Origin of the sequence: Paenibacillus sp. FSL R5-0527 (genome assembly GCF_038008055.1) — a bacterium.
Taxonomy (GTDB): domain Bacteria; phylum Bacillota; class Bacilli; order Paenibacillales; family Paenibacillaceae; genus Fontibacillus; species Fontibacillus macerans.
Genome location: NZ_JBBOYI010000001.1, coordinates 7,024,578 through 7,045,435 on the forward strand (window position 1 = coordinate 7,024,578; position 20,858 = coordinate 7,045,435).

At 54.0% G+C, this 20,858-nt stretch carries 21 protein-coding genes and 1 other annotated feature; of the genes, 1 reads left to right on the forward strand and 20 read right to left on the reverse strand.

Annotation, left to right across the window (positions count from 1 at the left end; all coding sequences use genetic code 11):
* Positions 1-2 precede the first annotated feature (2 nt).
* The 19 genes from rpoB to NYE69_RS31920 form a co-directional block, all read right to left on the reverse strand.
* A complete protein-coding gene (gene rpoB / locus NYE69_RS31830; RefSeq protein WP_328270476.1) occupies positions 3-3,548 on the reverse strand; it encodes a DNA-directed RNA polymerase subunit beta in 3,546 nt (1,181 codons plus the stop codon).
* Positions 3,549-3,907: 359 nt separating this feature from the next.
* Positions 3,908-4,507 (reverse strand): class I SAM-dependent methyltransferase, encoded by a 600-nt coding sequence (locus NYE69_RS31835; RefSeq protein WP_328270475.1) that lies wholly within the window; start codon positions 4,505-4,507, stop codon positions 3,908-3,910.
* 470 nt (positions 4,508-4,977) lie between these two features.
* Positions 4,978-5,343 (reverse strand): 50S ribosomal protein L7/L12, encoded by a 366-nt coding sequence (gene rplL / locus NYE69_RS31840; RefSeq protein WP_036619490.1) that lies wholly within the window; start codon positions 5,341-5,343, stop codon positions 4,978-4,980.
* Between the two features lie 68 nt (positions 5,344-5,411).
* On the reverse strand, positions 5,412-5,921 hold the full coding sequence (gene rplJ, locus NYE69_RS31845; RefSeq protein WP_251596146.1) for a 50S ribosomal protein L10: 510 nt from the start codon (positions 5,919-5,921) through the stop codon (positions 5,412-5,414).
* A 35-nt stretch (positions 5,922-5,956) separates the two neighbouring features.
* Positions 5,957-6,108, reverse strand: a sequence feature (ribosomal protein L10 leader region).
* Positions 6,109-6,189: 81 nt separating this feature from the next.
* Positions 6,190-6,882, reverse strand: a complete 693-nt coding sequence (gene rplA, locus NYE69_RS31850; protein ID WP_036619488.1) for a 50S ribosomal protein L1 — start codon at positions 6,880-6,882, stop codon at positions 6,190-6,192.
* 207 nt (positions 6,883-7,089) lie between these two features.
* Positions 7,090-7,515: a 50S ribosomal protein L11 gene (gene rplK, locus NYE69_RS31855; RefSeq protein ID WP_016310704.1), complete on the reverse strand. Its 426-nt coding sequence runs from the start codon at positions 7,513-7,515 to the stop codon at positions 7,090-7,092.
* Between the two features lie 110 nt (positions 7,516-7,625).
* Positions 7,626-8,159, reverse strand: a complete 534-nt coding sequence (nusG, locus tag NYE69_RS31860; protein ID WP_036619487.1) for a transcription termination/antitermination protein NusG — start codon at positions 8,157-8,159, stop codon at positions 7,626-7,628.
* 23 nt (positions 8,160-8,182) lie between these two features.
* Entirely contained in the window at positions 8,183-8,374 is a 192-nt protein-coding gene (secE, locus tag NYE69_RS31865; RefSeq protein WP_036619486.1) for a preprotein translocase subunit SecE, read from the reverse strand.
* Positions 8,375-8,395: 21 nt separating this feature from the next.
* Positions 8,396-8,545, reverse strand: coding sequence for a 50S ribosomal protein L33 (gene rpmG, locus NYE69_RS31870; RefSeq protein WP_082207653.1), 150 nt, complete (start codon positions 8,543-8,545; stop codon positions 8,396-8,398).
* A 346-nt stretch (positions 8,546-8,891) separates the two neighbouring features.
* Positions 8,892-9,545 (reverse strand): RNA polymerase sporulation sigma factor SigH, encoded by a 654-nt coding sequence (sigH, locus tag NYE69_RS31875; protein ID WP_371861015.1) that lies wholly within the window; start codon positions 9,543-9,545, stop codon positions 8,892-8,894.
* A gap of 158 nt (positions 9,546-9,703) precedes the next feature.
* A complete protein-coding gene (locus tag NYE69_RS31880; protein ID WP_036619484.1) occupies positions 9,704-10,225 on the reverse strand; it encodes an NYN domain-containing protein in 522 nt (173 codons plus the stop codon).
* Between the two features lie 5 nt (positions 10,226-10,230).
* Positions 10,231-10,983 (reverse strand): 23S rRNA (guanosine(2251)-2'-O)-methyltransferase RlmB, encoded by a 753-nt coding sequence (gene rlmB / locus NYE69_RS31885; protein ID WP_328270470.1) that lies wholly within the window; start codon positions 10,981-10,983, stop codon positions 10,231-10,233.
* 57 nt (positions 10,984-11,040) lie between these two features.
* The gene (locus NYE69_RS31890; RefSeq protein WP_326043862.1) at positions 11,041-11,454 is read right to left on the reverse strand and encodes a Mini-ribonuclease 3; all 414 of its coding nucleotides are present in this window, start codon (positions 11,452-11,454) and stop codon (positions 11,041-11,043) included.
* A 317-nt stretch (positions 11,455-11,771) separates the two neighbouring features.
* The gene (gene cysS / locus NYE69_RS31895; protein ID WP_340930044.1) at positions 11,772-13,178 is read right to left on the reverse strand and encodes a cysteine--tRNA ligase; all 1,407 of its coding nucleotides are present in this window, start codon (positions 13,176-13,178) and stop codon (positions 11,772-11,774) included.
* A 118-nt stretch (positions 13,179-13,296) separates the two neighbouring features.
* Complete coding sequence (cysE, locus tag NYE69_RS31900) at positions 13,297-13,956, reverse strand: serine O-acetyltransferase (protein WP_328270766.1); 660 nt, start codon at positions 13,954-13,956, stop codon at positions 13,297-13,299.
* A gap of 837 nt (positions 13,957-14,793) precedes the next feature.
* Positions 14,794-16,257 carry a glutamate--tRNA ligase gene (gltX, locus tag NYE69_RS31905; protein ID WP_328270173.1) on the reverse strand — a complete coding sequence of 488 codons (1,464 nt, stop codon included), beginning with the start codon at positions 16,255-16,257 and terminating at the stop codon, positions 14,794-14,796.
* Between the two features lie 129 nt (positions 16,258-16,386).
* Positions 16,387-16,875, reverse strand: a complete 489-nt coding sequence (gene ispF, locus NYE69_RS31910; RefSeq protein WP_328270174.1) for a 2-C-methyl-D-erythritol 2,4-cyclodiphosphate synthase — start codon at positions 16,873-16,875, stop codon at positions 16,387-16,389.
* A gap of 375 nt (positions 16,876-17,250) precedes the next feature.
* Entirely contained in the window at positions 17,251-17,991 is a 741-nt protein-coding gene (ispD, locus tag NYE69_RS31915) for a 2-C-methyl-D-erythritol 4-phosphate cytidylyltransferase (RefSeq protein WP_328270175.1), read from the reverse strand.
* A 76-nt stretch (positions 17,992-18,067) separates the two neighbouring features.
* Complete coding sequence (locus tag NYE69_RS31920; RefSeq protein ID WP_036619470.1) at positions 18,068-19,156, reverse strand: PIN/TRAM domain-containing protein; 1,089 nt, start codon at positions 19,154-19,156, stop codon at positions 18,068-18,070.
* Positions 19,157-19,363: 207 nt separating this feature from the next.
* Between NYE69_RS31920 and NYE69_RS31925 the strand changes: the two genes are divergently transcribed.
* On the forward strand, positions 19,364-19,759 hold the full coding sequence (locus tag NYE69_RS31925; RefSeq protein WP_155621148.1) for a DUF1573 domain-containing protein: 396 nt from the start codon (positions 19,364-19,366) through the stop codon (positions 19,757-19,759).
* Between the two features lie 337 nt (positions 19,760-20,096).
* Here NYE69_RS31925 and pssA read toward each other — a convergent pair whose 3' ends face one another.
* Positions 20,097-20,825, reverse strand: coding sequence for a CDP-diacylglycerol--serine O-phosphatidyltransferase (pssA, locus tag NYE69_RS31930; RefSeq protein ID WP_124333527.1), 729 nt, complete (start codon positions 20,823-20,825; stop codon positions 20,097-20,099).
* Between the last annotated feature and the right edge of the window lie 33 nt (positions 20,826-20,858).

Consider the following 20,858-nt stretch of genomic DNA (forward strand, 5'->3'; position numbering starts at 1 on the left):
CTCTATTCTACTCCGACTTCCGAACCTTCCAGGTTGAGGCTGAGCTTATCGCCGGAGGCATCTTCCTCGTCGTCGATTTCCTTCATCTCGATCTCTTCTTCGTTTTCGGTCAGGATCTTGACGTCCATCCCCAAGCTTTGCAGTTCCTTGATCAGAACCTTAAACGATTCCGGAACGCCCGGTTCTGGCACGTTTTCGCCCTTCACGATGGATTCGTACGTCTTCACGCGGCCGACCACGTCGTCCGATTTGACGGTGAGAATTTCCTGCAGCGTATAAGCGGCGCCGTAAGCTTCCAGCGCCCACACTTCCATCTCCCCGAAACGCTGTCCGCCGAACTGCGCTTTACCGCCGAGCGGCTGCTGCGTAACGAGCGAGTACGGCCCGGTGGAGCGGGCGTGGATTTTATCGTCAACCATGTGCGCCAGCTTAATCATGTGCATGACGCCGACGGTAACTTCCCGTTCGAACGGTTCGCCCGTGCGACCGTCGTACAGCATCGTTTTACCGTTGCGCTGCATGCCGGCTTCTTCCATCGTGTCGAACACGTCCTCTTCGTTCGCGCCGTCGAATACCGGCGTAGCGACGTGGATGCCCATTTGCAGGGCGGCCATGCCGAGGTGGATCTCCAGCACCTGTCCGATGTTCATCCGCGAAGGCACGCCGAGCGGGTTAAGCACGACCTGTACCGGCGTTCCGTCCGGCATAAACGGCATATCCTCTTCCGGCAAAATGCGGGCAACGACCCCTTTGTTGCCGTGGCGTCCGGCCATTTTGTCGCCTTCGGAAATTTTCCGCTTTTGCGCGATGTAGACGCGGACAAGCTGATTTACGCCCGGCGGCAGCTCGTCGCCGTTATCGCGGGTAAATACCTTGACGTCTACGACGATCCCGTCGGTACCGTGCGGCACGCGCAGCGACGTATCGCGGACTTCGCGCGCCTTCTCGCCGAAGATCGCATGCAGCAGACGTTCTTCCGCCGTCAGTTCGGTCACGCCCTTCGGCGTAACTTTGCCGACGAGGATGTCGCCGGCGGCGATCTCCGCCCCGACGCGGATAATGCCGCGTTCGTCGAGATTGCGCAGCGCCTCTTCCCCTACGTTCGGAATATCGCGGGTAATTTCTTCCGGCCCGAGCTTGGTATCGCGGGCTTCGGATTCATATTCCTCGATATGGATCGAGGTGTACACGTCTTCCTTCACCAGCTTCTCGCTCAGCAGGATCGCATCCTCGTAGTTGTAACCTTCCCAAGTCATGAAGGCCACGACCACGTTGCGGCCAAGCGCCAATTCGCCCATTTCCGTCGACGGACCGTCGGCGAGGATGTCGCCCTTCTTGACGATATCGCCGCGTTTGACGATCGGACGCTGGTTGATGCAGGTTCCTTGGTTGGAACGCATGAATTTGTGCAGCTTATATTTGACGATGTCGCCTTTGACTTCTTTACCGTCCACCACTTCGACCCGGCGCAGCCAAATTTCGTTGGCGGCCGAGCGTTCGATGATGCCGTCGTATTTCGAGACGATGCAGACGCCGGAGTCCTTGGCGGCTTTGTGTTCCATGCCGGTTCCGACGAGCGGAGCCTTCGGAATGAGCAACGGTACCGCCTGACGCTGCATGTTCGATCCCATGAGGGCGCGGTTGGAGTCGTCGTTCTCCAGGAACGGAATGAGCGCTGTCGCCACGGACACGACCTGCTTCGGCGAAATGTCCATGTAATCGACCCGGTTGCTCGGCATCGTCAAAATATTGTCGGACTGCTTGTTGTACCGGACGATAACGAACTCATCCTCAAACTTGTTGTCTTCGGTCAGCTTCGCGTTTGCCTGAGCGATGACATAGTTGTCCTCTTCGTCCGCCGTCAGGTATGCTACCTGCTCCGTAACCGTACCGGTCTTCGGATCGACCCAGCGGTACGGCGCTTCGATAAAGCCGTATTCGTTGATCCGCGCAAACGTGGACAACGAGTTGATCAGACCGATGTTCGGTCCTTCCGGCGTTTCGATCGGACACATCCGGCCGTAGTGGGACGGGTGAACGTCGCGCACTTCCATGCCGGCGCGTTCCCGGGTCAAACCGCCCGGACCGAGCGCGGACAAACGGCGTTTGTGTGTAAGCTCCGCAAGCGGGTTCGTCTGGTCCATAAACTGCGACAGCTGCGAGCTGCCGAAGAACTCCTTGATCGAAGCGATCACGGGACGGATGTTGATCAGCGCCTGCGGCGTAATCACGTTGGCGTCCTGAATCGACATTCTTTCGCGAACGACGCGTTCCATCCGGGACAAGCCGATCCGGAACTGGTTCTGCAAGAGTTCGCCCACGGAGCGCAGACGGCGGTTGCCGAGATGGTCGATATCGTCCGTGCTGCCGATGCCGTGCAACAAATTGATAAAATAGCTGATCGAAGAAATAATATCAGCAGGGGTGATATGCTTCACCGATTTATCGATGTTGCGGTTGGCGATGACCTTCACTACTTTGCCGTCTTCGATCGGCGAGAACACATCGATCGTCTGCAGAGGGATATCCTCCGAATCCAGCACGCCGCCCGTCACATGGTAATTCCGGAAGCCGACGCTGTCTTCCAAATGAGGAAGAATCTCATCCAGCAAACGGCGGTCCACCATCTGACCGGCTTCGGCGATGATTTCGCCCGTAACCGTATCGATCAACGTCTCGGCGAGGCGCTGGTTGAACAAACGGTTTTTGATGTGCAGCTTTTTATTGATTTTGTAACGGCCGACATTGGCCAGATCGTAACGTTTAGGGTCAAAGAAGCGCGCCACGAGCAAGCTCTTCGCGTTTTCAAGCGTTGGCGGCTCGCCCGGACGAAGACGTTCATAGATTTCGATCAGCGCTTTTTCCGTCGAATCCGTATTGTCTTTGTCTAGGGTGTTACGGATATATTCGTCGTTGCCCAGCAAATCCAAAATTTCGGCATCCGTGCCGAAGCCAAGCGCACGAAGCAGCACGGTGACAGGGATTTTGCGGGTACGGTCGATCCGCACGTAAATAATATCCTTCGCATCCGTCTCCAGCTCGAGCCAGGCTCCGCGGTTCGGAATAACGGTTGCGGTGTACATCTTTTTGCCGTTCTTATCCACTTTTGTGCTGAAATAGACGCTAGGAGAGCGAACCAACTGGCTGACAATAACCCGTTCCGCACCATTGATAATGAATGTGCCGGTTTCGGTCATCAGCGGGAAATCTCCCATGAATACTTCCTGCTCTTTGACTTCCCCGGTTTCCTTGTTAATGAGCCGGACTTTAACCCGAAGCGGCGCCGCATACGTTACGTCGCGTTCCTTCGCGTCATCCACCGTGTACTTCGGTTCGCCCAGGCTGTAATCGATGAACTCCAACACCAAATTTCCGGTGAAATCCTGGATTGGCGAGATATCCTGGAACATTTCCCGCAGGCCTTCTTCCAAGAACCACTCGTAGGATTTCTGTTGGATTTCGATCAGGTTCGGAACTTCGAGTATCTCGTTAATTCGCGCATAACTGCGCCGAGTGCGTCGACCATATTGAACAAGATGTCCTGCCAACTTAAACTCACCCCTCAATGTCTACTCACTTAAAAATTCATTGCGAACCCGTGTTTGTACCCTTATAATAGGACCATACGGATTCATCCACAAATAAAGAAAAGCCCTTATCGAATGCTTTCGAAAAAAGAGCATCATTTATCCGTGTCTATCTGCCCTGATGACCCCGTATTCAATAGTTTGCCCAAAATGTGCATATTATACGTAAAACAGCCGATTTTTATGCGTGATTTACGCATAACTATTGACACTTTCGGCAACTAAAGCCACGGAGGGCATCCTAATGCTGACATTTTATAATAATAACATAGCGAATTTGTCAAGTCAACTATCGATTAGCAGGCCTCAATTTATGAGGTTTATGCTTTGACCGCTTTATAGATTCGGTATCCCTTATCTTTGGTAACTTCCTCTACCTGCGCAAAAAGCGACTCCAGCTTTGCCTTTGCCGACGGGGCGCCCTGTTTCTTCTGGATCACGATCCACAATGCGCCGCCGGACTTCAACCGTTCATAAGCCCCCTCAAAAATCGCATGCACGATGCTTTTGCCGGCGCGAATCGGCGGATTGGTCAACACCACATCAAACTTTTGGTCCTTCAAGGCCGCAAACAAATCGCTTTCCAGAATCGTTACATTGCTCACTTGGTTTAGCTCCGCGTTTTCCCGGGCCAAATCCACGGCTCTTGCATTGACGTCGATCATCGTCACATGCCCCCGGCCGGCCAGCTTCGCCGCCGCAAGCCCGATCGGTCCGTAGCCGCAGCCCACGTCGAGAACTTGGGCATCCTGCGGAATTTCCATTGCTTCAATCAGGGTACGGCTGCCGAAGTCCACGCCGCCTTTGGCGAACACCCCCGCATCGCTTACAAAGCGGAAAGTCTGCCCCCGCAGCGTTGCGTCCCACACTTTGCGGTCATGCTCAGCCGTTGGGTTGCTGGAATAGTAGTGATCCGCCATCGATACCGTCCTCCGTTACATCGATTAATTCGTTTCCGGCTAACGCCTGCCTTACTATTTTAGCCGATTCGTCCGCCATTAAGCCAGCACGGCTCTTTTGTATTGATCCGAGAAAACTTAGAAAAATCAGACTGCCTAACCGAGAACTCCCCCCCTCCCAAAGAAATAGGTGCAAAAAATGTCGTTATTTTCGCGATATCAGTCCATTTAAGAGAAATAAGGGGAATTTATGCCGCTATTTTCTCCAATCACAAGGAAATGGCCACATTCTGAACCATTCATAGGAAAATAAGTACACAAAGTGCCGCTAATGGAGATAAAATGCTGGGGCTTCGTATAATAGATACATAAAGTGCCGCCATTTCGAAGGCCGACAGTCGATCGCAGCCAGTAGGGCTCGGCAGCAGCTTTAACAGCAAAGCAAACCCCTTGAATCGGGTTCAAGGGGTTTGCCTGAAATGAAGAGACGATTATTTTACTTCTACAGTTGCGCCTGCTTCTTCCAATTTTGCTTTGATGCCGTCGGCTTCTTCTTTGCCCACTTTTTCTTTCAACGGCTTCGGAGCGTTGTCTACCAGGTCTTTGGCTTCTTTCAAGCCGAGGCCCGTGATTTCGCGAACCACTTTGATAACGTTGATTTTGGAAGCGCCAGCGTTAGTCAGGATCACGTCGAATTCAGTTTGTTCAGCAGCTTCGGCACCGCCGCCGCCGCCACCTGCTACAACTACCGGAGCTGCTGCAGTTACGCCAAATTCTTCTTCGATTGCTTTTACAAGATCGTTCAGTTCAAGAACGGTCATACCTTTAATCTCTTCCAAGATGGATTCTTTACTCATGGTTGAACCTCCATTATTTTAATAGTTTATGGGTTGTGGTACTTCAAATCACGAACTGCCGAAGAGGCTTAAGCGGTTGCGCCGCCCTCTTCTTTCTCGGCAACGGCTTTGACCGCGAGCGCGAAGTTGCGCATCGGAGCCTGCAGCACGCTGAGGAGCATGGAAAGGAGACCTTCGCGGGACGGAAGATCCGCCAGCGCTTTGATTTGGTCGACGCCAACTACACGGCCTTCAACCACGCCACCCTTCACTTTCAATGCATCGTTCTTTTTGGCGAAATCGCTCAAAATTTTTGCCGGAGCTACTGCGTCTTCCGTACTGAAAGCGATGGCCGTTGGACCGGTCAGCACTTCGTCCAGTTCAGAAAGTTCCGCAGCGGCGGTTGCGCGGCGAACGAGCGTATTCTTCAGCACTTGGAATTCCACGCCGGCTTCGCGAAGCTGTTTGCGGAGTTCGGTAACTTGTGCAACATTCAATCCGCGATAGTCCGCTACGACAGTCGTTGCGCTTTCGCGCAGCTTCGCAGTCAACACGTCAACCGCTTCTTGTTTCGCTTGAATGACTTTTGCGTTTGCCAAACTGTACACCTCCTATTAGAATTGCATGAGCCTTTCACACCATTAAAAAAGCCTCCGTAGAATCACGAAGGCTTGAATGAAGCATTTCACGCGGAAAACCCGCATGAAATTACGTTCTATCAGAACACCTCGGTAGGAAATTAAGCCTTGCGGCACCTACTGTCTACGGTAAGCATATTCACATGTCAGTCTCACATCAAAACAACCATTTCAGTATACCAGCGGATTCACTTTGTTGTCAATCCGTCTTGCCGCCAGGTCGCAGGTATTATCTGTAAGATGCTGTATTAACGCGAGCGCTCGGGCCCATGGTCGAAGAAATCGCGATATTTTTCAAGTAAACGCCCTTGGCCGCAGCCGGTTTAGCCCGGTTCAACGCGTCAATAAGAGCTTTCAGGTTTTCGTTCAGCTGTTCAGCACCGAAAGAAACCTTCCCGATTGGCGCATGGATTTGACCTGCTTTATCCAGACGGTACTCGATTTTACCCGCTTTGATTTCTTGAACGGCTTTCGCTACGTCAAACGTAACGGTACCTGCTTTCGGGTTAGGCATAAGGCCTTTACCGCCGAGCAGACGGCCGAGTTTACCAACTTCGCTCATCATGTCCGGCGTAGCTACGCAGACATCGAATTCGAACCAGCCTTGTTGGATTTTGTTGATCATGTCTTGATCGCCTACATAATCAGCTCCGGCAGCTTCCGCTTCCTTCGCCTTGTCGCCTTTGGCGAATACCAGTACGCGTTGGGTTTTGCCTGTGCCGTGAGGCAGGACAACCACACCGCGAACGGCTTGGTCTTGTTTACGAGGGTCTACGCCCAAACGAACCGCTGCTTCGACGGTTTCGTCGAATTTGGCAGTCGCCGCCTTCTTCACCAGTTCAACGGCTTCCAAAGGCTCGTAAGTCGCTTCGCTGTCGATCAGCTTAGCGGCTTCCAGGTATTTCTTACCGTGTTTAGCCATGAATTCGTCCTCCTTTGTGGTATTAGCGGAATATCCTCCCACTTGGGATGGAATTTATAAATATGCTTCGATCATTTATAAAACTCCATCCGTTGATGAATTGCTATGTTGACGTATTTTGCAACACAGTAATTCATCTGGGGATGAAAATGTATGCAATGCGGTTCATGCGGTCCGCAATATATATTTTCATCCATGGATCCAAACTTAGTCTTGGATCGTGATGCCCATGCTGCGGGCCGTACCTTCAACCATGCGCATAGCCGCTTCGACGGACGCTGCGTTCAGGTCAGGCATTTTTTGCTCCGCGATTTGACGAACGGTGTCGCGCTTCACGGTAGCCACTTTCTTCTTGTTCGGTTCGCCGGAACCCTTCTCGATCTTCGCTGCGACGCGAAGCAGAACGGCTGCCGGAGGAGTTTTGGTGATGAAAGTAAAAGAACGGTCTTCAAACACCGAAATTTCAACCGGAATGATCAAACCTGCTTGATCGGCGGTACGTGCGTTAAATTCCTTACAGAATGCCATGATGTTGACACCCGCTTGACCCAACGCCGGACCTACCGGAGGTGCAGGGTTCGCTTTACCCGCAGGAATTTGCAGTTTTACCACTTTAATAACTTTTTTCGCCATGTAAAACACCTCCTTGCCCTAATAGTGGTAGACGGAACACAGTTCCTCCCACTTTGAAACCTAAGAAACCTTTAGAAGTAGTTCAAAAAAAACATCTTTTGAACACTTAATTATATCTTCTCCACTTGAGTGTAATCCAGCTCAAGCGGGGTTTCTCTGCCAAACATGTTGACGTGAACCTTCAGCTTGCTCTTGTCCGTTAAAATCTCTTCAATCGAGCCGACAAAATTAGCAAACGGGCCAACTTTGATGCGTACGGATTCTTTGAGTTCGAACTCGATCACCGGCTTCGGCTCTTCCATGCCCATATGATGCAGGATCTGCTCCACTTCTTCCGGAAGCAGCGGAGTAGGTTTGGAACCGGAACCCGTGGAGCCGACAAATCCCGTGACACCCGGCGTGTTGCGGACAACGTACCAGGAATCGTCGGTTTGGATCATTTCCACCAAGACATACCCCGGGTAAACTTTGCGCATGACGGTTTTCTTCTTGCCGTCTTTGTTCACCACTTCTTCTTCCATCGGAACAAGTACGCGGAATATCTTGTCTTCCATGCCCATGGACTCGACACGCTTCTCCAAATTGGCTTTGACCTTGTTCTCATACCCGGAATAGGTATGAACGACATACCATCTTTTTTCCATATCAAGCCACCTAGGGACCCTTCTTAAATTATCGCTTCGATCACAGCAGAAATGCCGATGTCCAGAACCCAAAAATAAATCGCCACAACGACAATTGTACCGAGCACAATCAGCGTATAATTAGTCAGCTCTTTACGATTAGGCCAGCGAACCTTTTTAAGCTCAGCCCAGCTCTCAGAGAAAAAAGAAAAAAACGACTTGAAACTGCGTTTCATGCGCGACTACACCTCCAAAGGCTATCTGGTTTCGCGATGAAGAACTTGCTCGTTGCAAAACTTACAAAATTTCTTCATCTCCATGCGGTCGGGGTGGTTACGCTTGTTTTTCGTTGTCGTGTAGTTTCTTTGTTTACAGTTCGTACAAGCCAACGTAATTATTACCCGCATGATGTGCACCTCCCGAAGACATTCTTATGAGCGTCTCTATATTGACCTAAAATTCGGCATTCAAAAAAATGCAAGCACAAATTTAGGCCTACCTAAAACACTTTATCACATGGCTATAGTCGTGTCAACGAGACAACAAGCCAACCCCTACGAATATTTATAGTATTGGTCACGATTTTGGAAGATAAACCCTGCGCCCTCAAATCGGCCTTAAGCGTAGAGCCTGCGAACGGGCGGGCTTTTCCAAAAAAAGGGCCTCCCGTTACATACAGGCGCCCTTGTCTATTCTTTTTTTTATAGCACTTTTTGAACTCGATTTCATATGAAAAATAATCAGTTCCCTTAGTTAAATACTGCCGTCGCGAACTTCCAGATATCGTTCCAGCTTGCGCTTGACCCGCTGCAACGCGTTGTCGATCGATTTGACGTGACGGTTCAGGTCCACGGCGATCTCCTGGTAAGAACGCCCGTCCAGGTACAGCATAAGCACCTTCCGCTCCAGGTCGCTGAGAATCTCGGACATCTTGTCCTCAAGTCCGCTGAACTCTTCTTGGTTAATGATCAGCTCCTCCGGATCGCTCACCTGAGAACCGCAAATCACGTCAAGCAAAGTGCGATCGGATTCCTCGTCGTAGATCGGCTTGTCCAGGGAAACATAGGAATTCAGCGGGATATGCTTCTGGCGGGTCGCCGTCTTGATCGCCGTAATAATCTGCCTCGTAATGCACAGTTCGGCGAACGCTTTGAACGAAGCCAGCTTATCCCCTCGAAAGTCCCGGATCGATTTGTAAAGTCCGATCATGCCTTCCTGAATGATGTCCTCGCGATCGGCCCCGATCAGAAAATAGGACCTGGCTTTGGCGCGCACGAAACTCCGGTACTTGTTGATCAAGTACTCGAGCGCATCGCTGTCGCCTTCGCGGACCGCCTCGACAATGTCTTCGTCATTTTGGATCTCATAGTCAAACCTAACCCATGATTCGAGTTTGACACTCACCACAAATCCCTCCGGCTGCAACGCACGGTACCCCGTCACTCAGTCAAGTAATACGAACAGTATATATGAAGGTCCATAAAAGCGTCAACAACAAAAGTACCAAAAGATGTAAAGTCGAACTTTGTCAAGAGTATTTGGGAGGAGAATAAAAGAATGCCCTTTTATTCCCTGCGCCATCTTTCAAACAGCTGGCGCACCTCCGGACTCAGCTTGGCATCCAGCGTATTCCGGCTGGATTTCTCGCTTCGTTCGGCGATTTTGCGCTGGATTTCCTGTTCGCTTTGCTCCACCTGAGTCAATAATTCCCGGGCCGAAATGCGCAGGGCCCCCTGGCCGAAAATCACATGCTGTTCCACCATGTCGCTTGTTGCCACGTAAATTTGCCGCCGCCGGTGACTGAATTCGCCGACCAGCCGCTCGATGCATTCATCGGCCGTTTCCTTCTCCTTCGTAAAGTACATGTCCACTTTATTTTGGGCGAAGGTTTTGCCGAGTCCCGGCACACGGTAAGCATCGAATACGACGATCACTTTCCTTCCGGAAAAAGCCTGATAATCGGCGAGCCGCTCAAGCAGCCTGTCGCGGGCTTCCTGCAGGTCCCGCTTGGACAGCTCGGCCAGCTCGGGCCACCCGCCGATCATGTTGTACCCGTCAACCAGCAGCACGTCGCGCAGGTCGCGCATACCCGCTAACCTTCGGCGCGTCGTCTGCGCAGCGCTTCGTACATCATGACTCCCGCGGCCACCGAAGCGTTCAGGGAGTTCAGCCGCCCGTTCATCGGCAGCTTCAGCAGCACGTCGCAGGTTTCGCGAACGAGGCGCCCCATCCCTTTGTTTTCGTTGCCGATGACGACCGCCACCGGACCGTTCAGTACGCCGCCGCCTTGATACATGTCCTGCTTGGCGTTCACGTCGGTCCCGACGATCCAGATCCCCTCCTCCTTCAGCCGTTCCATCGTCTGCACCAGGTTCGTCACCCGTGCGACGGGAACATATTCCACCGCCCCGGCCGAAGTTTTCGATACCGTAGCCGTCACGGCGGCCGAACGACGCTTGGGGATAATAACGCCATGCACGCCCGTGCACTCGGCGGTCCGTAAAATGGAACCCAGGTTATGCGGGTCTTCGATTTCGTCGAGAATCAGCAAAAAAGGCGCTTCTCCCCGCTCGTTGGCAGCGGCCAGCAAATCGTCTACCTCCGCATAGGCATAAGGGGCGACCTGGGCGACTACCCCTTGATGCTGCAGCCCCGGCACCATTTGGTCCAGCTTTCTTTTGTCCACGAACTGGACGACGATGCCGCGGTTTTTGGCCTCTGCCAAAATCGGTTGGGTAAGGTGTTTTTGGGCTCCTTCCGCCACCCAGATTTTGTTGATCGCGCGGCCGGCATGCAGCGCCTCAAGCAGCGAATGCTTGCCGCCGATCCATTCTTGATCCTCCATCGTAATCCTCCCAGAGAGCTTCATAAGTCTCCCGTTGTTATGAAAATAATGCTGTTGTCAATCCCGCCGTCCGCTATCCAAATGCGCAAAGCCTTGAGCCACCAGCTGGCGCAGCCTGTCGTGGGCGCCCGTATAGTACAGGTAGCCGACCAGGCTTTCGAAGGCGGTGGCGTGCCGGTATTCCAGGACATCGGCGTTTTTCGGGATCGTTCCCGACTTGGCGTTGCGGCCCTGGCGGACGACATCCCTTTCGTCTTCGGTCAGCTGCGGCTCCAGCAAGGCGAGCAGCTGCGCCTGCGCTTTGGCCGAGACGTACCTCGTCGACTCCCGGTGCAAATGATGCGGCCGCAGGTTGGCGCGGGACATCACATGCTGGCGGACGGCGACCTCGAACACGGCGTCCCCGATGTAGGCGAGCGCCAGCGGCGGCAGCAGGCGCGCCGGTTTGGAGGGCGCGTCGGGGAACCACAGGGGCGCCGCGAGGGGAGCGCCATTGGCGGCTCCGCCAGCTGAAACAGCCGCAGCTGGAACTCCGGCGGAGGTACCCGCTGCGGTACCGACCGGAGCGTCCCCGGCGGTGGCGGCGCCTGCGCGGCCGGAAGCGCCAGTGGCAGCGCCTTTAGCAGCCGGAACTGTGCCGGTGCCGGCTATAGCGCCCGTGCGGCCGGAAGCGCCGACGGCGGCCTGTTCAGCCGCCTCGCCGCCGGAAGCCTCCATGCCGGTACCCGCACTGCCAGCCTTAGCCGCCTCGCCCGCCGGGCGTTCCTTATCCGTTTGGCCTCGTCCCGTCATTTCCGGCGCCATCTCATGCCCTGGGGCGTATCTTCAAGGACGATGCCCTGCGCGACCAAAAGGTCGCGGATTTCATCCGCGCGCGCCCAGTTTTTGGCCTTCCGCGCTTCCGCCCGCTCCGCGATGAGCGCCTCGATGTCGGCATCCAGCAGCTCGGCTTCCGCCGGCGCGGGGGCAATCCGCAGCACGCCGTTCATCTCGTCGAACAGCCGCAGCGCCGCTTCCAGGTCGGCCCGCCCGACTTCCGGCTGCTGCAGCAAAGCATTGACTTCGCTGACCCACTCGAACACGGCCGTAATCGCATCCGGCGTATTGAAATCATCCTGCATTTTCGCATGGAAGGTATCGCGGATTTGCTCCAGCTTGCTTTCCCAGGCCGGCGCCGCCGCATCGGCCCCGCTTCCGGCCCCTTGCAGGCGGTGGCGAAGATTGTTCGCCGCGTTGCCGATCCGCTCCACGCTGCGCTCCGCCTGAACCATCGTCTCTTCGGTAAAGTTCAGCGGGTTGCGGTAATGGGCCGACAGCATAAAATAACGGAACGCTTCAGGCTTGTATTTCTCGCGCAAATCTTTGACGAGAACCCCGTTGCCGAGCGATTTCGACATTTTTTCGCCGCCGATATTAATATAACCGTTATGCATCCAATAATTTGCCAGCGGTTTGCCGGTAGCCGCTTCCGACTGCGCGACCTCGCATTCATGGTGCGGAAACTGCAGGTCCTGGCCCCCGCCGTGAATGTCCAGTGTATCGCCAAGCAGAAGCCGGGACATTGCCGAGCATTCGATATGCCAGCCCGGACGCCCTTCGCCCCATGGGCTGGTCCAATGGATTTCACCCGGCTTGGCCGCTTTCCACAGCACGAAATCCTCCGGATGCTCCTTGCGCTCATCCACATCGATCCGGATCCCGAACTGCAGCTCGTCGATGTTTTGGCCGGACAGCTTGCCGTATTCCGGGAACTTGCGGGTGCGGAAGAAAACGTCCCCGCCGTTCTCGTAAGCAAAACCTTTCTGCTCCAAATCGCGGATGAAGCCGATGATCACGTCCATATGTTCCGTCACCCGCGGATTCGCCGTGGCCCACCGAATGCCAAGCCCTTCCAAATCTTCGTAATAGGCCCGAATGAACATCTCGGCCACTTCAGGAACCGTTTTGCCCAGCTCCTCGGCTTTGCGGATTAGCTTGTCGTCCACATCGGTGAAATTGACGACATAGTTCACATAGTAATTCTGGTTTTCCAAATAGCTGCGTACAACGTCAAAAAAAATCATCGGCCGCGCGTTCCCAATATGGATATAACCATAAACGGTCGGTCCGCAAACATACATATTGACTTTACCCGGGGTGATGCTGACAAACTCTTCTTTTTTCCGGGTTAACGTATTAAAGATCTGCAGTGCCATACTCACTTTCCTTTCAACTGAAGGTTATTCGACAAAATCTCACTCGGTTCGAAACGTATGTGAAACGCCCATGACCAGCGGAGTTCTTGCGGTTAAAGGGCCGCTCTTCACGCGGCGTTTACAGCTCCGAAGGCTGCTCCTCGCGCAGCCGCTGCTTCAAATCGCGGACCTCGCCCCGCAGCGCTTCGATTTCCCGCTGCATTTCCCGCATCGCGTCGACCATCGGGTCGGGCAGCTGATGACTGAGGCGGTCGAGCCGCTTGCCGTCCAGACGGACCACCTTCCCCGGGATCCCCACGACGGTGCTGCCGGGAGGAACCTCCTTCAGGACGACGGAGTTCGCCCCGATGTTCACTTGATCCCCGACTTTAAACGAGCCGAGTACCTTCGCGCCCGACCCGATCACGACGTTATTGCCGATCGTCGGGTGGCGTTTGCCTTTTTCTTTGCCGCTTCCGCCCAAGGTGACTCCCTGATAGATAACCACATCGTCCCCGATTTCGCAAGTTTCCCCGATGACGACGCCCATGCCATGGTCGATAAACAGCCGGTTGCCGATCCGGGCTCCCGGATGGATCTCAATGCCGGTGAAAAAGCGGCTGACCTGCGAGATGATTCGCGCAACCGTAAACCAGCGGCGGCGGTAGAAGAAGTGAGCGATCCGGTGGCTCCAAATCGCATGCAGGCCGGAATACGTAAAAATCACTTCAAACCAGCTTCTTGCCGCCGGGTCGTTATCAAACACCGCCTGGATATCGGATCTGACTCTCTTGAACATAGCTTCCCCCCACCTTCTTTTTCCTATGGCGATCATCCACAATTGGTGCCCCGAGCGCGAGAACCGATTGGAAAATTCCAATAGATTTACGGAAATCGAACGCAATCAGGGACTCTGATTGGAAATATCCAATAGATTTTGCTCAAGTCACCCATTTTGCGACCTAACGAGCCTGATCTATTGGAAATATCCAATCATGCGATCATATTCGCCCCAATCACCAATTCTATTGGATATTTCCAATAACAACCGCCGCACAGACACGAAAAAGCGCCCCTGCAGCTTTTCGCTGCAGAGGCGCTTTGCGCGCGGTTCCACTCTGCTTCGGATGGGGCGGCCGTACAATCCTTCGCCAGCGCGCCAGGCGCACAGCGCCCGAGGCCGCAGACCGCCCGGACAGGCGCCCGGTGCGGTCCGTGTTGCCCCAAGCTTGGGCCGAACTTCAGCATCGAGCTTGAGCGGCCGGCAGAGCGGCGGACCCCCTCCCTCTTCGCCGTCCTTAACGCGGACGAAACGGCGGAAGCTACCTCGCCAGGTCAAGGCGTGCTCGCTTCCGCAGCTCCCGGGTGCATTTCCGCCGGGCGTATCCGGATAACTTCCAGCCTGGATTCTTCTGTGCGCGGTCCGCATGAAGGGTCCCGGTTATCCTCTCTGGTGAATACGGCTTCCAAGCGTACTTCTCCCGATCTATGCCGGTGGAAATTAAGGCGGCCGTCAAGCTTCCCTTTCGTCGCTTCGCCCGCCTTAAATGATGTTGTATGTCTGCCTTTATATTACCTAAAGGCTCATGAACTGACAAGAATTAAAAAAACACGGGGCCGTCGCAGATTAGTATAGCTACAGGCTGGAGATCCGCGCCTTAAGACGATCCGCAACCTTGGATTGACCCAGCAAGAAAATCGTCTGGTTCAGGTCGCGGCCGTGCATCTGCCCGGTCAGCGCCACGCGGATCGGCATAAACAAGCCTTTTCCTTTGCTGCCCGTTTCTTTCTGCACCTCTTTGATCGCGGCGGCGATATTTTCCACGGTGTATTCGCCCAGCCCTTCCACCTTGGCGAGGAAGGCGCTCAGCACCGCCGGCACCTGCGGTTCCGCCAATACGGCGGCCGCCTCTTCCTCAAGCTCCAGATCGCTGCGGAAAAACAGTTCCGACAACGCCACGATATCGGAAGCCGCCGTCATCTGCTCCTGGTACAACGCGACCAGCGCTTTGGTCCAAGCCTCCTGCTCGGCTGTCAGCTCCGCCGGCAGCCGGCCGGCCTTCTGCAGATGCGGAATAGCCAGGCGGGCGATCCGCTCGGGATCGGCGTTTTTAATGTAATGGTTGTTGAGATGAGCCAGCTTGTTCGTGTCGAAAACCGCCGGGCTGCGGGACAAACGGCCCGCGTCAAAGATCGAAATCAGCTCTTCCTTGGTGAAGAACTCCTCTTCGCCTTCCGGTGACCAGCCCAGCAGGGCGATAAAGTTAAACAGCGCCTCCGGCAAATAACCGAGCTGATCGTATTGCTCAATAAACTGAATGACCGATTCGTCGCGCTTGCTCAGCTTTTTGTGATTCTCGCCGACGATCAGCGTCATATGCCCGAATACCGGCGGCTCCCAGCCAAATGCGTCGTAAATCATCAGCTGGCGCGGCGTGTTGGACACGTGGTCCTCCCCGCGCAGCACGTGGCTGATCTTCATCAGATGGTCGTCCAGCACGACAGCAAAGTTGTAGGTCGGGATGCCGTCTTTTTTCACGATGACGAAATCCCCGCTGATGTCCGACTCGAACGAAATCGTGCCTTTGACCAAATCGTCAAACGCGAAGGTGCGCCCTTCCGGAACGCGGAAACGGATGCTGTACGGCCGTCCTTCCGTATCGTAGGCAGCGTGCTGCTCCGGCGTCAGATGGCGGCATTTCCCGGAATAACGCGGCGTTTCGCCCCGCGCCATCTGCTGTTCGCGCTCTTTTTCCAGTTCATCTTCCGTACAATAGCAGCGGTAAGCCAGTCCCCGGTCAAGCAGGTACTGCACATGCGGACGGTACAGATCAAGCCGCTCCGTCTGACGGTATGGCCCGTATTCCCCGCCGACATCGACGCTTTCGTCCCAATCCATACCAAGCCACTTCAGGTAGGTCAGCTGGTTTTCTTCGCCGCCGGCCACGTTCCGTTTCACGTCGGTATCTTCAATCCGAATAATGAATTTCCCGCCGTGATGTCTGGCAAACAAATAATTAAACAACGCCGTTCTGGCGTTTCCGATATGTAAATGACCCGTCGGACTCGGCGCGTAACGCACGCGAACCTCTGTCATCACAATCCCCTCCCTATAAATACACGATGTATACGATTATAAACAGTCACGCTCAAAAACTCTATAAAAGGTTGTTCAAAAAGTCATCTTTTTATCGCGAAAACACGTATTATATATCGAAACTCAATAATCTTAAAATGATACCGCGTCGGAGACAAGAGAAACGATGCATTGGGCGGCAATCCCTTCGCCCCGGCCGGTAAAGCCGAGCTGCTCCGTCGTCGTGGCTTTCACGTTGACCCGCTGCGGGTCGGACCCGACCGCCCGGGCGATAATTTCCGCCATTTGCGGAATGTACGGCGCCATTTTAGGCTTCTGGGCAATGATGGTGGCGTCCAGGTTCCCCAGCCGGTATCCTTTCTCCACGGCCATTTCCCAGACGCGTTCGAGCAGCTTGACGCTGTCCGCGTCCTTATAAGCCGGGTCGGTATCGGGGAAATGGCGTCCGATGTCCCCAAGCCCCAGCGCCCCCAAAATCGCGTCGCTTACCGCATGCAGCAGCACGTCGGCGTCCGAATGTCCAAGCAGCCCTTTTTCATACGGAATCGTTACTCCGCCGATGATGCACGGCCTGCCCTCCACGAGCTGATGCACGTCAAAACCTTGTCCCACAATAAACATGTGTGAATCCCTCTCCCTGCGAATTTTTACAAAACACATCTAGCGACGCACTAACGTTCGCTAAAAATCTGACCAGCTGCGTTTCTAGCTACAAAATTTTCTAACGGTTGCCACAGCCGCTATTTGTCCCAAAAACATTGTTTTCAAGTTCTAACGGATGCCATGCCGCTTATTTCGCCTAAACCTGGCTTTTTTGCCCCGAATTAAGGCTGATAACGGCACTGACAACCGTTAAAATATAAAAAAGGCCTTTTTTCGCAAAATAGCGGCTGCTGCAACCGTTAGAATTCCGCCGCCTCCGGAGCCCCATCGATAACCTGTACTTCTGCCGGAAAATCCCGAAAGTATTGTGACTACAACAAGTCTATTGCTCCTTCACTCCCGGGTGTTCCCTCCTTCCGGGCGCTCCCTCACTTCCGGGCGCCCCTTCCCGCGGATAAACTCCGCATAGTCCAGGTCTTCCGGCGTCGTAATCTTGATATTGCTGTACGCGCCTTCAACGAGCTTGACCGGAAGGCCAAGCCGCTCCACCAGCATCGAGTCATCGGTGCCCGTGAAGCCCTCCCGCTCGGCCCGTTCATGCGCGGCCAGCAGATCGTCCCGGCGAAAAGCCTGCGGCGTCTGAATCGCCCATAACACGCGGCGGTCCAGCGTAGACGCGACCCAGCCCCGGCCGTCGGCCTGCTTGATCGTATCCTTCACCGGAACGGCCAGTACGGACGCTCCATGCTCGATGGCCGCCTCGCAGCAGGCGCTGATTTGTTCCCGCGTAACAAAAGGGCGGACGCCGTCATGCACCAGCACCCATGGCGCGCTGATATGCAGCAGCCCCTGGTATACCGATTGCTGACGCTCGGCGCCGCCCGGAATTACTTGCACTTGTTTGGTCATGCCGAATTCGGCAATCCAGGACCGGCAGCGGTCCACATCCTGCCCGCCGGTGACGAGCACCATTTCGGCGATCTCGGGATGGCGGTCGAACGCCTCGAGGGTATGGATGAAGATCGGCTTGTCCTCAAGCATCAAGTACTGCTTGCTTTCGCGCATTCCCATCCGGCTTCCCCGTCCCGCCGCCACCACCACCGCTCCGAAAATTCCTTTTTGCCCAGCCGCCATCGTTATCTGCCTCACCTTAGCCCAGAATAAAACGCGGGGGGCCCGCCCCCGGCGCTTTTATTCCCATCATACCGAATTACTGGGCTTTTTCCAACAGTTTTGGCTTGGCAAAAATCATCCGCCCCGCCGAAGTCTGCAGCACGCTGGTCACCAGAACCTCCGTAATCATCCCGATGTAATCGCGTCCGCCTTCAACAACGATCATCGTGCCGTCGTCCAAATAAGCCACGCCCTGTCCATGCTCCTTGCCGTCCTTGATGACTTGTACCATAATTTCCTCGCCCGGCAGCACGACCGGTTTCACGGCATTGGCAAGATCGTTGATATTCAGCACCGACACGCCCTGCAGCTCGCATACCTTGTTAAGGTTAAAGTCATTGGTGACGACTTTGCCCTGCAGCACCTTGGCCAATTTGACCAGCTTGCTGTCAACCTCGGAGATCTCTTCAAAATCCCCTTCATAAATCATGACTTTAACGTCCAGCTCTTTTTGGATTTTGTTCAAAATGTCCAGGCCGCGGCGCCCCCGGTTGCGTTTGAGCAAATCCGAGGAGTCGGCGATATGCTGCAGTTCCTCCAGCACAAATTCGGGAATCACGATCGTCCCCTCAATGAATCCGGTTTTGCAAATATCCGCGATTCTCCCGTCGATAATCACGCTCGTGTCCAAAATTTTATGTTCTTTAGACCCGTGTTCATCCTCGGGGACGGTGCCTCCCCATTTTCCCGATTTCCAGAATGATGACAATTCTTCCTTCTTGGCAAGTCCAACGCAAAGCCCCATGTACCCAAACAGCGCCGATACGGCGAACCGGGCGAAGCTCTCCAGAGATCCGAGCCAGGTCGCAAGCGGATAGACCATTAAAGAAAGAAGAAGTCCCGCAGTCAATCCGGTCGCGCCGGCCGCCATGTCATTCATCGGAATCCGGGTCAACGCGGCGATCCACGCTTTAATTCTCGCGGATACGACATCTGCAGCCAGCGAAAACAGGAACATGAACAGCGCGGCTCCGGCAGCCGCCATGATCAGGTTCACCGCCAAAGGGCTCATGCCATCGGACCAGGAACGAACCGGTTCCGGCATCACGCCCAGCAATCCGCCCTCGGTGTACCCGAACCATGCGCCGCACAGGCCGGCTGCGATCCGTAAGTATTTTTTCAGCACGTCTATCTTCACCTCCTGAATAACTATCTTCGTTATCCAGTATGATCCAAATTTTGGAGACGTAATCGGTGGAGAATAACTTTTTTTAGGAAACGGCAAACGGCCGATATGAAGGAGAAGGCCCATCGCTACGGGATTTCTGGTTGATAAGTGGGGAAAATGTGGCATATAATGAATTCAATTCATAAATATTGAGGTGGATGGATAATGAGCGCACCAAGCCTTCAGTCTTTTCAAGAACAAGTTTCCGAACTGTTGCTCCGTCACCGCAGTTTGCTGGATGTTTTGTCGAAAATGGGACAAACCAACGCGGCCGCCGTCCGTTCCGTGACCAAGTCCGTCACCGAATGCGGCTGCATCGAGCTGCATGCCACCAAGCAGGATTTCGAGCCGGGCATGGATTTGCAGCACGCGAAAGAGACGATTGCCAAGCATGTTCATGGCGAGTTATGCGAAAACTGCAAAGACGCCATTATCAATGAGCTCGGACGCAACCTTTTCTATATGTCCGCCCTTTGCAATTTGCTCGGGATTCAAATGGACGAGATCGTCGAGCGGGAATCCCAGAAATGCGCCACGTTGGGACTTTTCAATTTATCGTAAGGGACTGCTGGTGAAACGGAGGCGCTTAACAATCCACGAAACGCAAAAGTGCAGGCCATTTTCGCCTAAGTGCCCCTGAATCGGCTCGTCAAATGCAAATGTGCAGTTCATTTCCGGTTAAAAGTCACTTTTTCTTCAAATTACCGATATTCAGATGTACTTTTGCATTTCAATCGCCCAAAAACGGAGATTTGCGATAAATGAACTGTACTTTTGTATTTGGTCACAGAGAGGGTTTCTCATGCCGTAAAGTCAACCGCAGCATCGCTTATCATACTTATACTTAAAAAGGCATCGATCCTTCCGTCCGGCGGAGATCCATGCCTTTTTTCGCATATCAGCGTTTCGGCCGATACAATTCTTCCGTTTCGTTTTCGTCTCTTCGTTTACGGCGGAGCACCCTGCCGATATTTTGCCGCAGACCATAGGCGGCGTACAGCAGCAGCGGAATGAAAATCAGCTTGGAAAGCTGATCCGGAAAAGCCACGGCGAGCACAACGGCGGCGATGACGACGATGGGCGTATATACGACCGCTTTTTTCGGCAGGCCGATTTTTTTGAAATTCGGATACCTGACGGTGCTGACCATCAAATAAGACAACAAAACCATGGCCGCTGCGCAATAAACCGCCGAGATATCTTTATTAAACAATGACAGGGTGGCCGCCACACCGCCCGCCGCCGGGATCGGCAATCCGACAAAATATCCCGGAGCTCCCTTTTGCACGTTGAACCTTGCTAATCTCAAAGCTCCGCACATCGGGAAAAGAGCCGTCACCACCCACGCCAAACCGGGCTGAAGTTCCGGAAAAGAGACCAAATACATTATCAGTGCAGGAGCGACACCGAATGAAATAATGTCCGATAAGGAATCGAGCTCTTTGCCGAATTCACTTTGGGCATTCAGCGCCCGCGCGACCCGTCCGTCCAATCCGTCGAGCAGCATGGCGACGATCACCATAATGGCCGCTAAGCTGTAACGTCCTTCCAGCGCCATTATGATCGCCAGCATTCCGAGCAGCATGTTCCCCAAGGTGAACATGTTCGGAATCGATTTCGTAAACATTTCTTTCACCTCGAAAGATATTCCCGAACAACA

Bases quoted from the DNA above. Each gene is read 5' to 3' on its own strand.
- ispD (WP_328270175.1), bottom strand. From the start codon at position 17,991: ATGGCGGCTGGGCAAAAAGGAATTTTCGGAGCGGTGGTGGTGGCGGCG.
- rplA (WP_036619488.1), bottom strand. From the start codon at position 6,882: ATGGCTAAACACGGTAAGAAATACCTGGAAGCCGCTAAGCTGATCGAC.
- cysS (WP_340930044.1), bottom strand. From the start codon at position 13,178: ATGGCACTGCAGATCTTTAATACGTTAACCCGGAAAAAAGAAGAGTTT.
- cysE (WP_328270766.1), bottom strand. From the start codon at position 13,956: ATGTTCAAGAGAGTCAGATCCGATATCCAGGCGGTGTTTGATAACGAC.
- ispF (WP_328270174.1), bottom strand. From the start codon at position 16,875: ATGTTTATTGTGGGACAAGGTTTTGACGTGCATCAGCTCGTGGAGGGC.
- rlmB (WP_328270470.1), bottom strand. From the start codon at position 10,983: ATGGAGGATCAAGAATGGATCGGCGGCAAGCATTCGCTGCTTGAGGCG.
- pssA (WP_124333527.1), bottom strand. From the start codon at position 20,825: ATGTTTACGAAATCGATTCCGAACATGTTCACCTTGGGGAACATGCTG.
- NYE69_RS31925 (WP_155621148.1), top strand. From the start codon at position 19,364: ATGAGCGCACCAAGCCTTCAGTCTTTTCAAGAACAAGTTTCCGAACTG.
- nusG (WP_036619487.1), bottom strand. From the start codon at position 8,159: ATGGAAAAAAGATGGTATGTCGTTCATACCTATTCCGGGTATGAGAAC.
- rpmG (WP_082207653.1), bottom strand. From the start codon at position 8,545: ATGCGGGTAATAATTACGTTGGCTTGTACGAACTGTAAACAAAGAAAC.
- NYE69_RS31880 (WP_036619484.1), bottom strand. From the start codon at position 10,225: ATGCGCGACCTGCGCGACGTGCTGCTGGTTGACGGGTACAACATGATC.
- secE (WP_036619486.1), bottom strand. From the start codon at position 8,374: ATGAAACGCAGTTTCAAGTCGTTTTTTTCTTTTTTCTCTGAGAGCTGG.
- rplK (WP_016310704.1), bottom strand. From the start codon at position 7,515: ATGGCGAAAAAAGTTATTAAAGTGGTAAAACTGCAAATTCCTGCGGGT.
- NYE69_RS31835 (WP_328270475.1), bottom strand. From the start codon at position 4,507: ATGGCGGATCACTACTATTCCAGCAACCCAACGGCTGAGCATGACCGC.
- rplL (WP_036619490.1), bottom strand. From the start codon at position 5,343: ATGAGTAAAGAATCCATCTTGGAAGAGATTAAAGGTATGACCGTTCTT.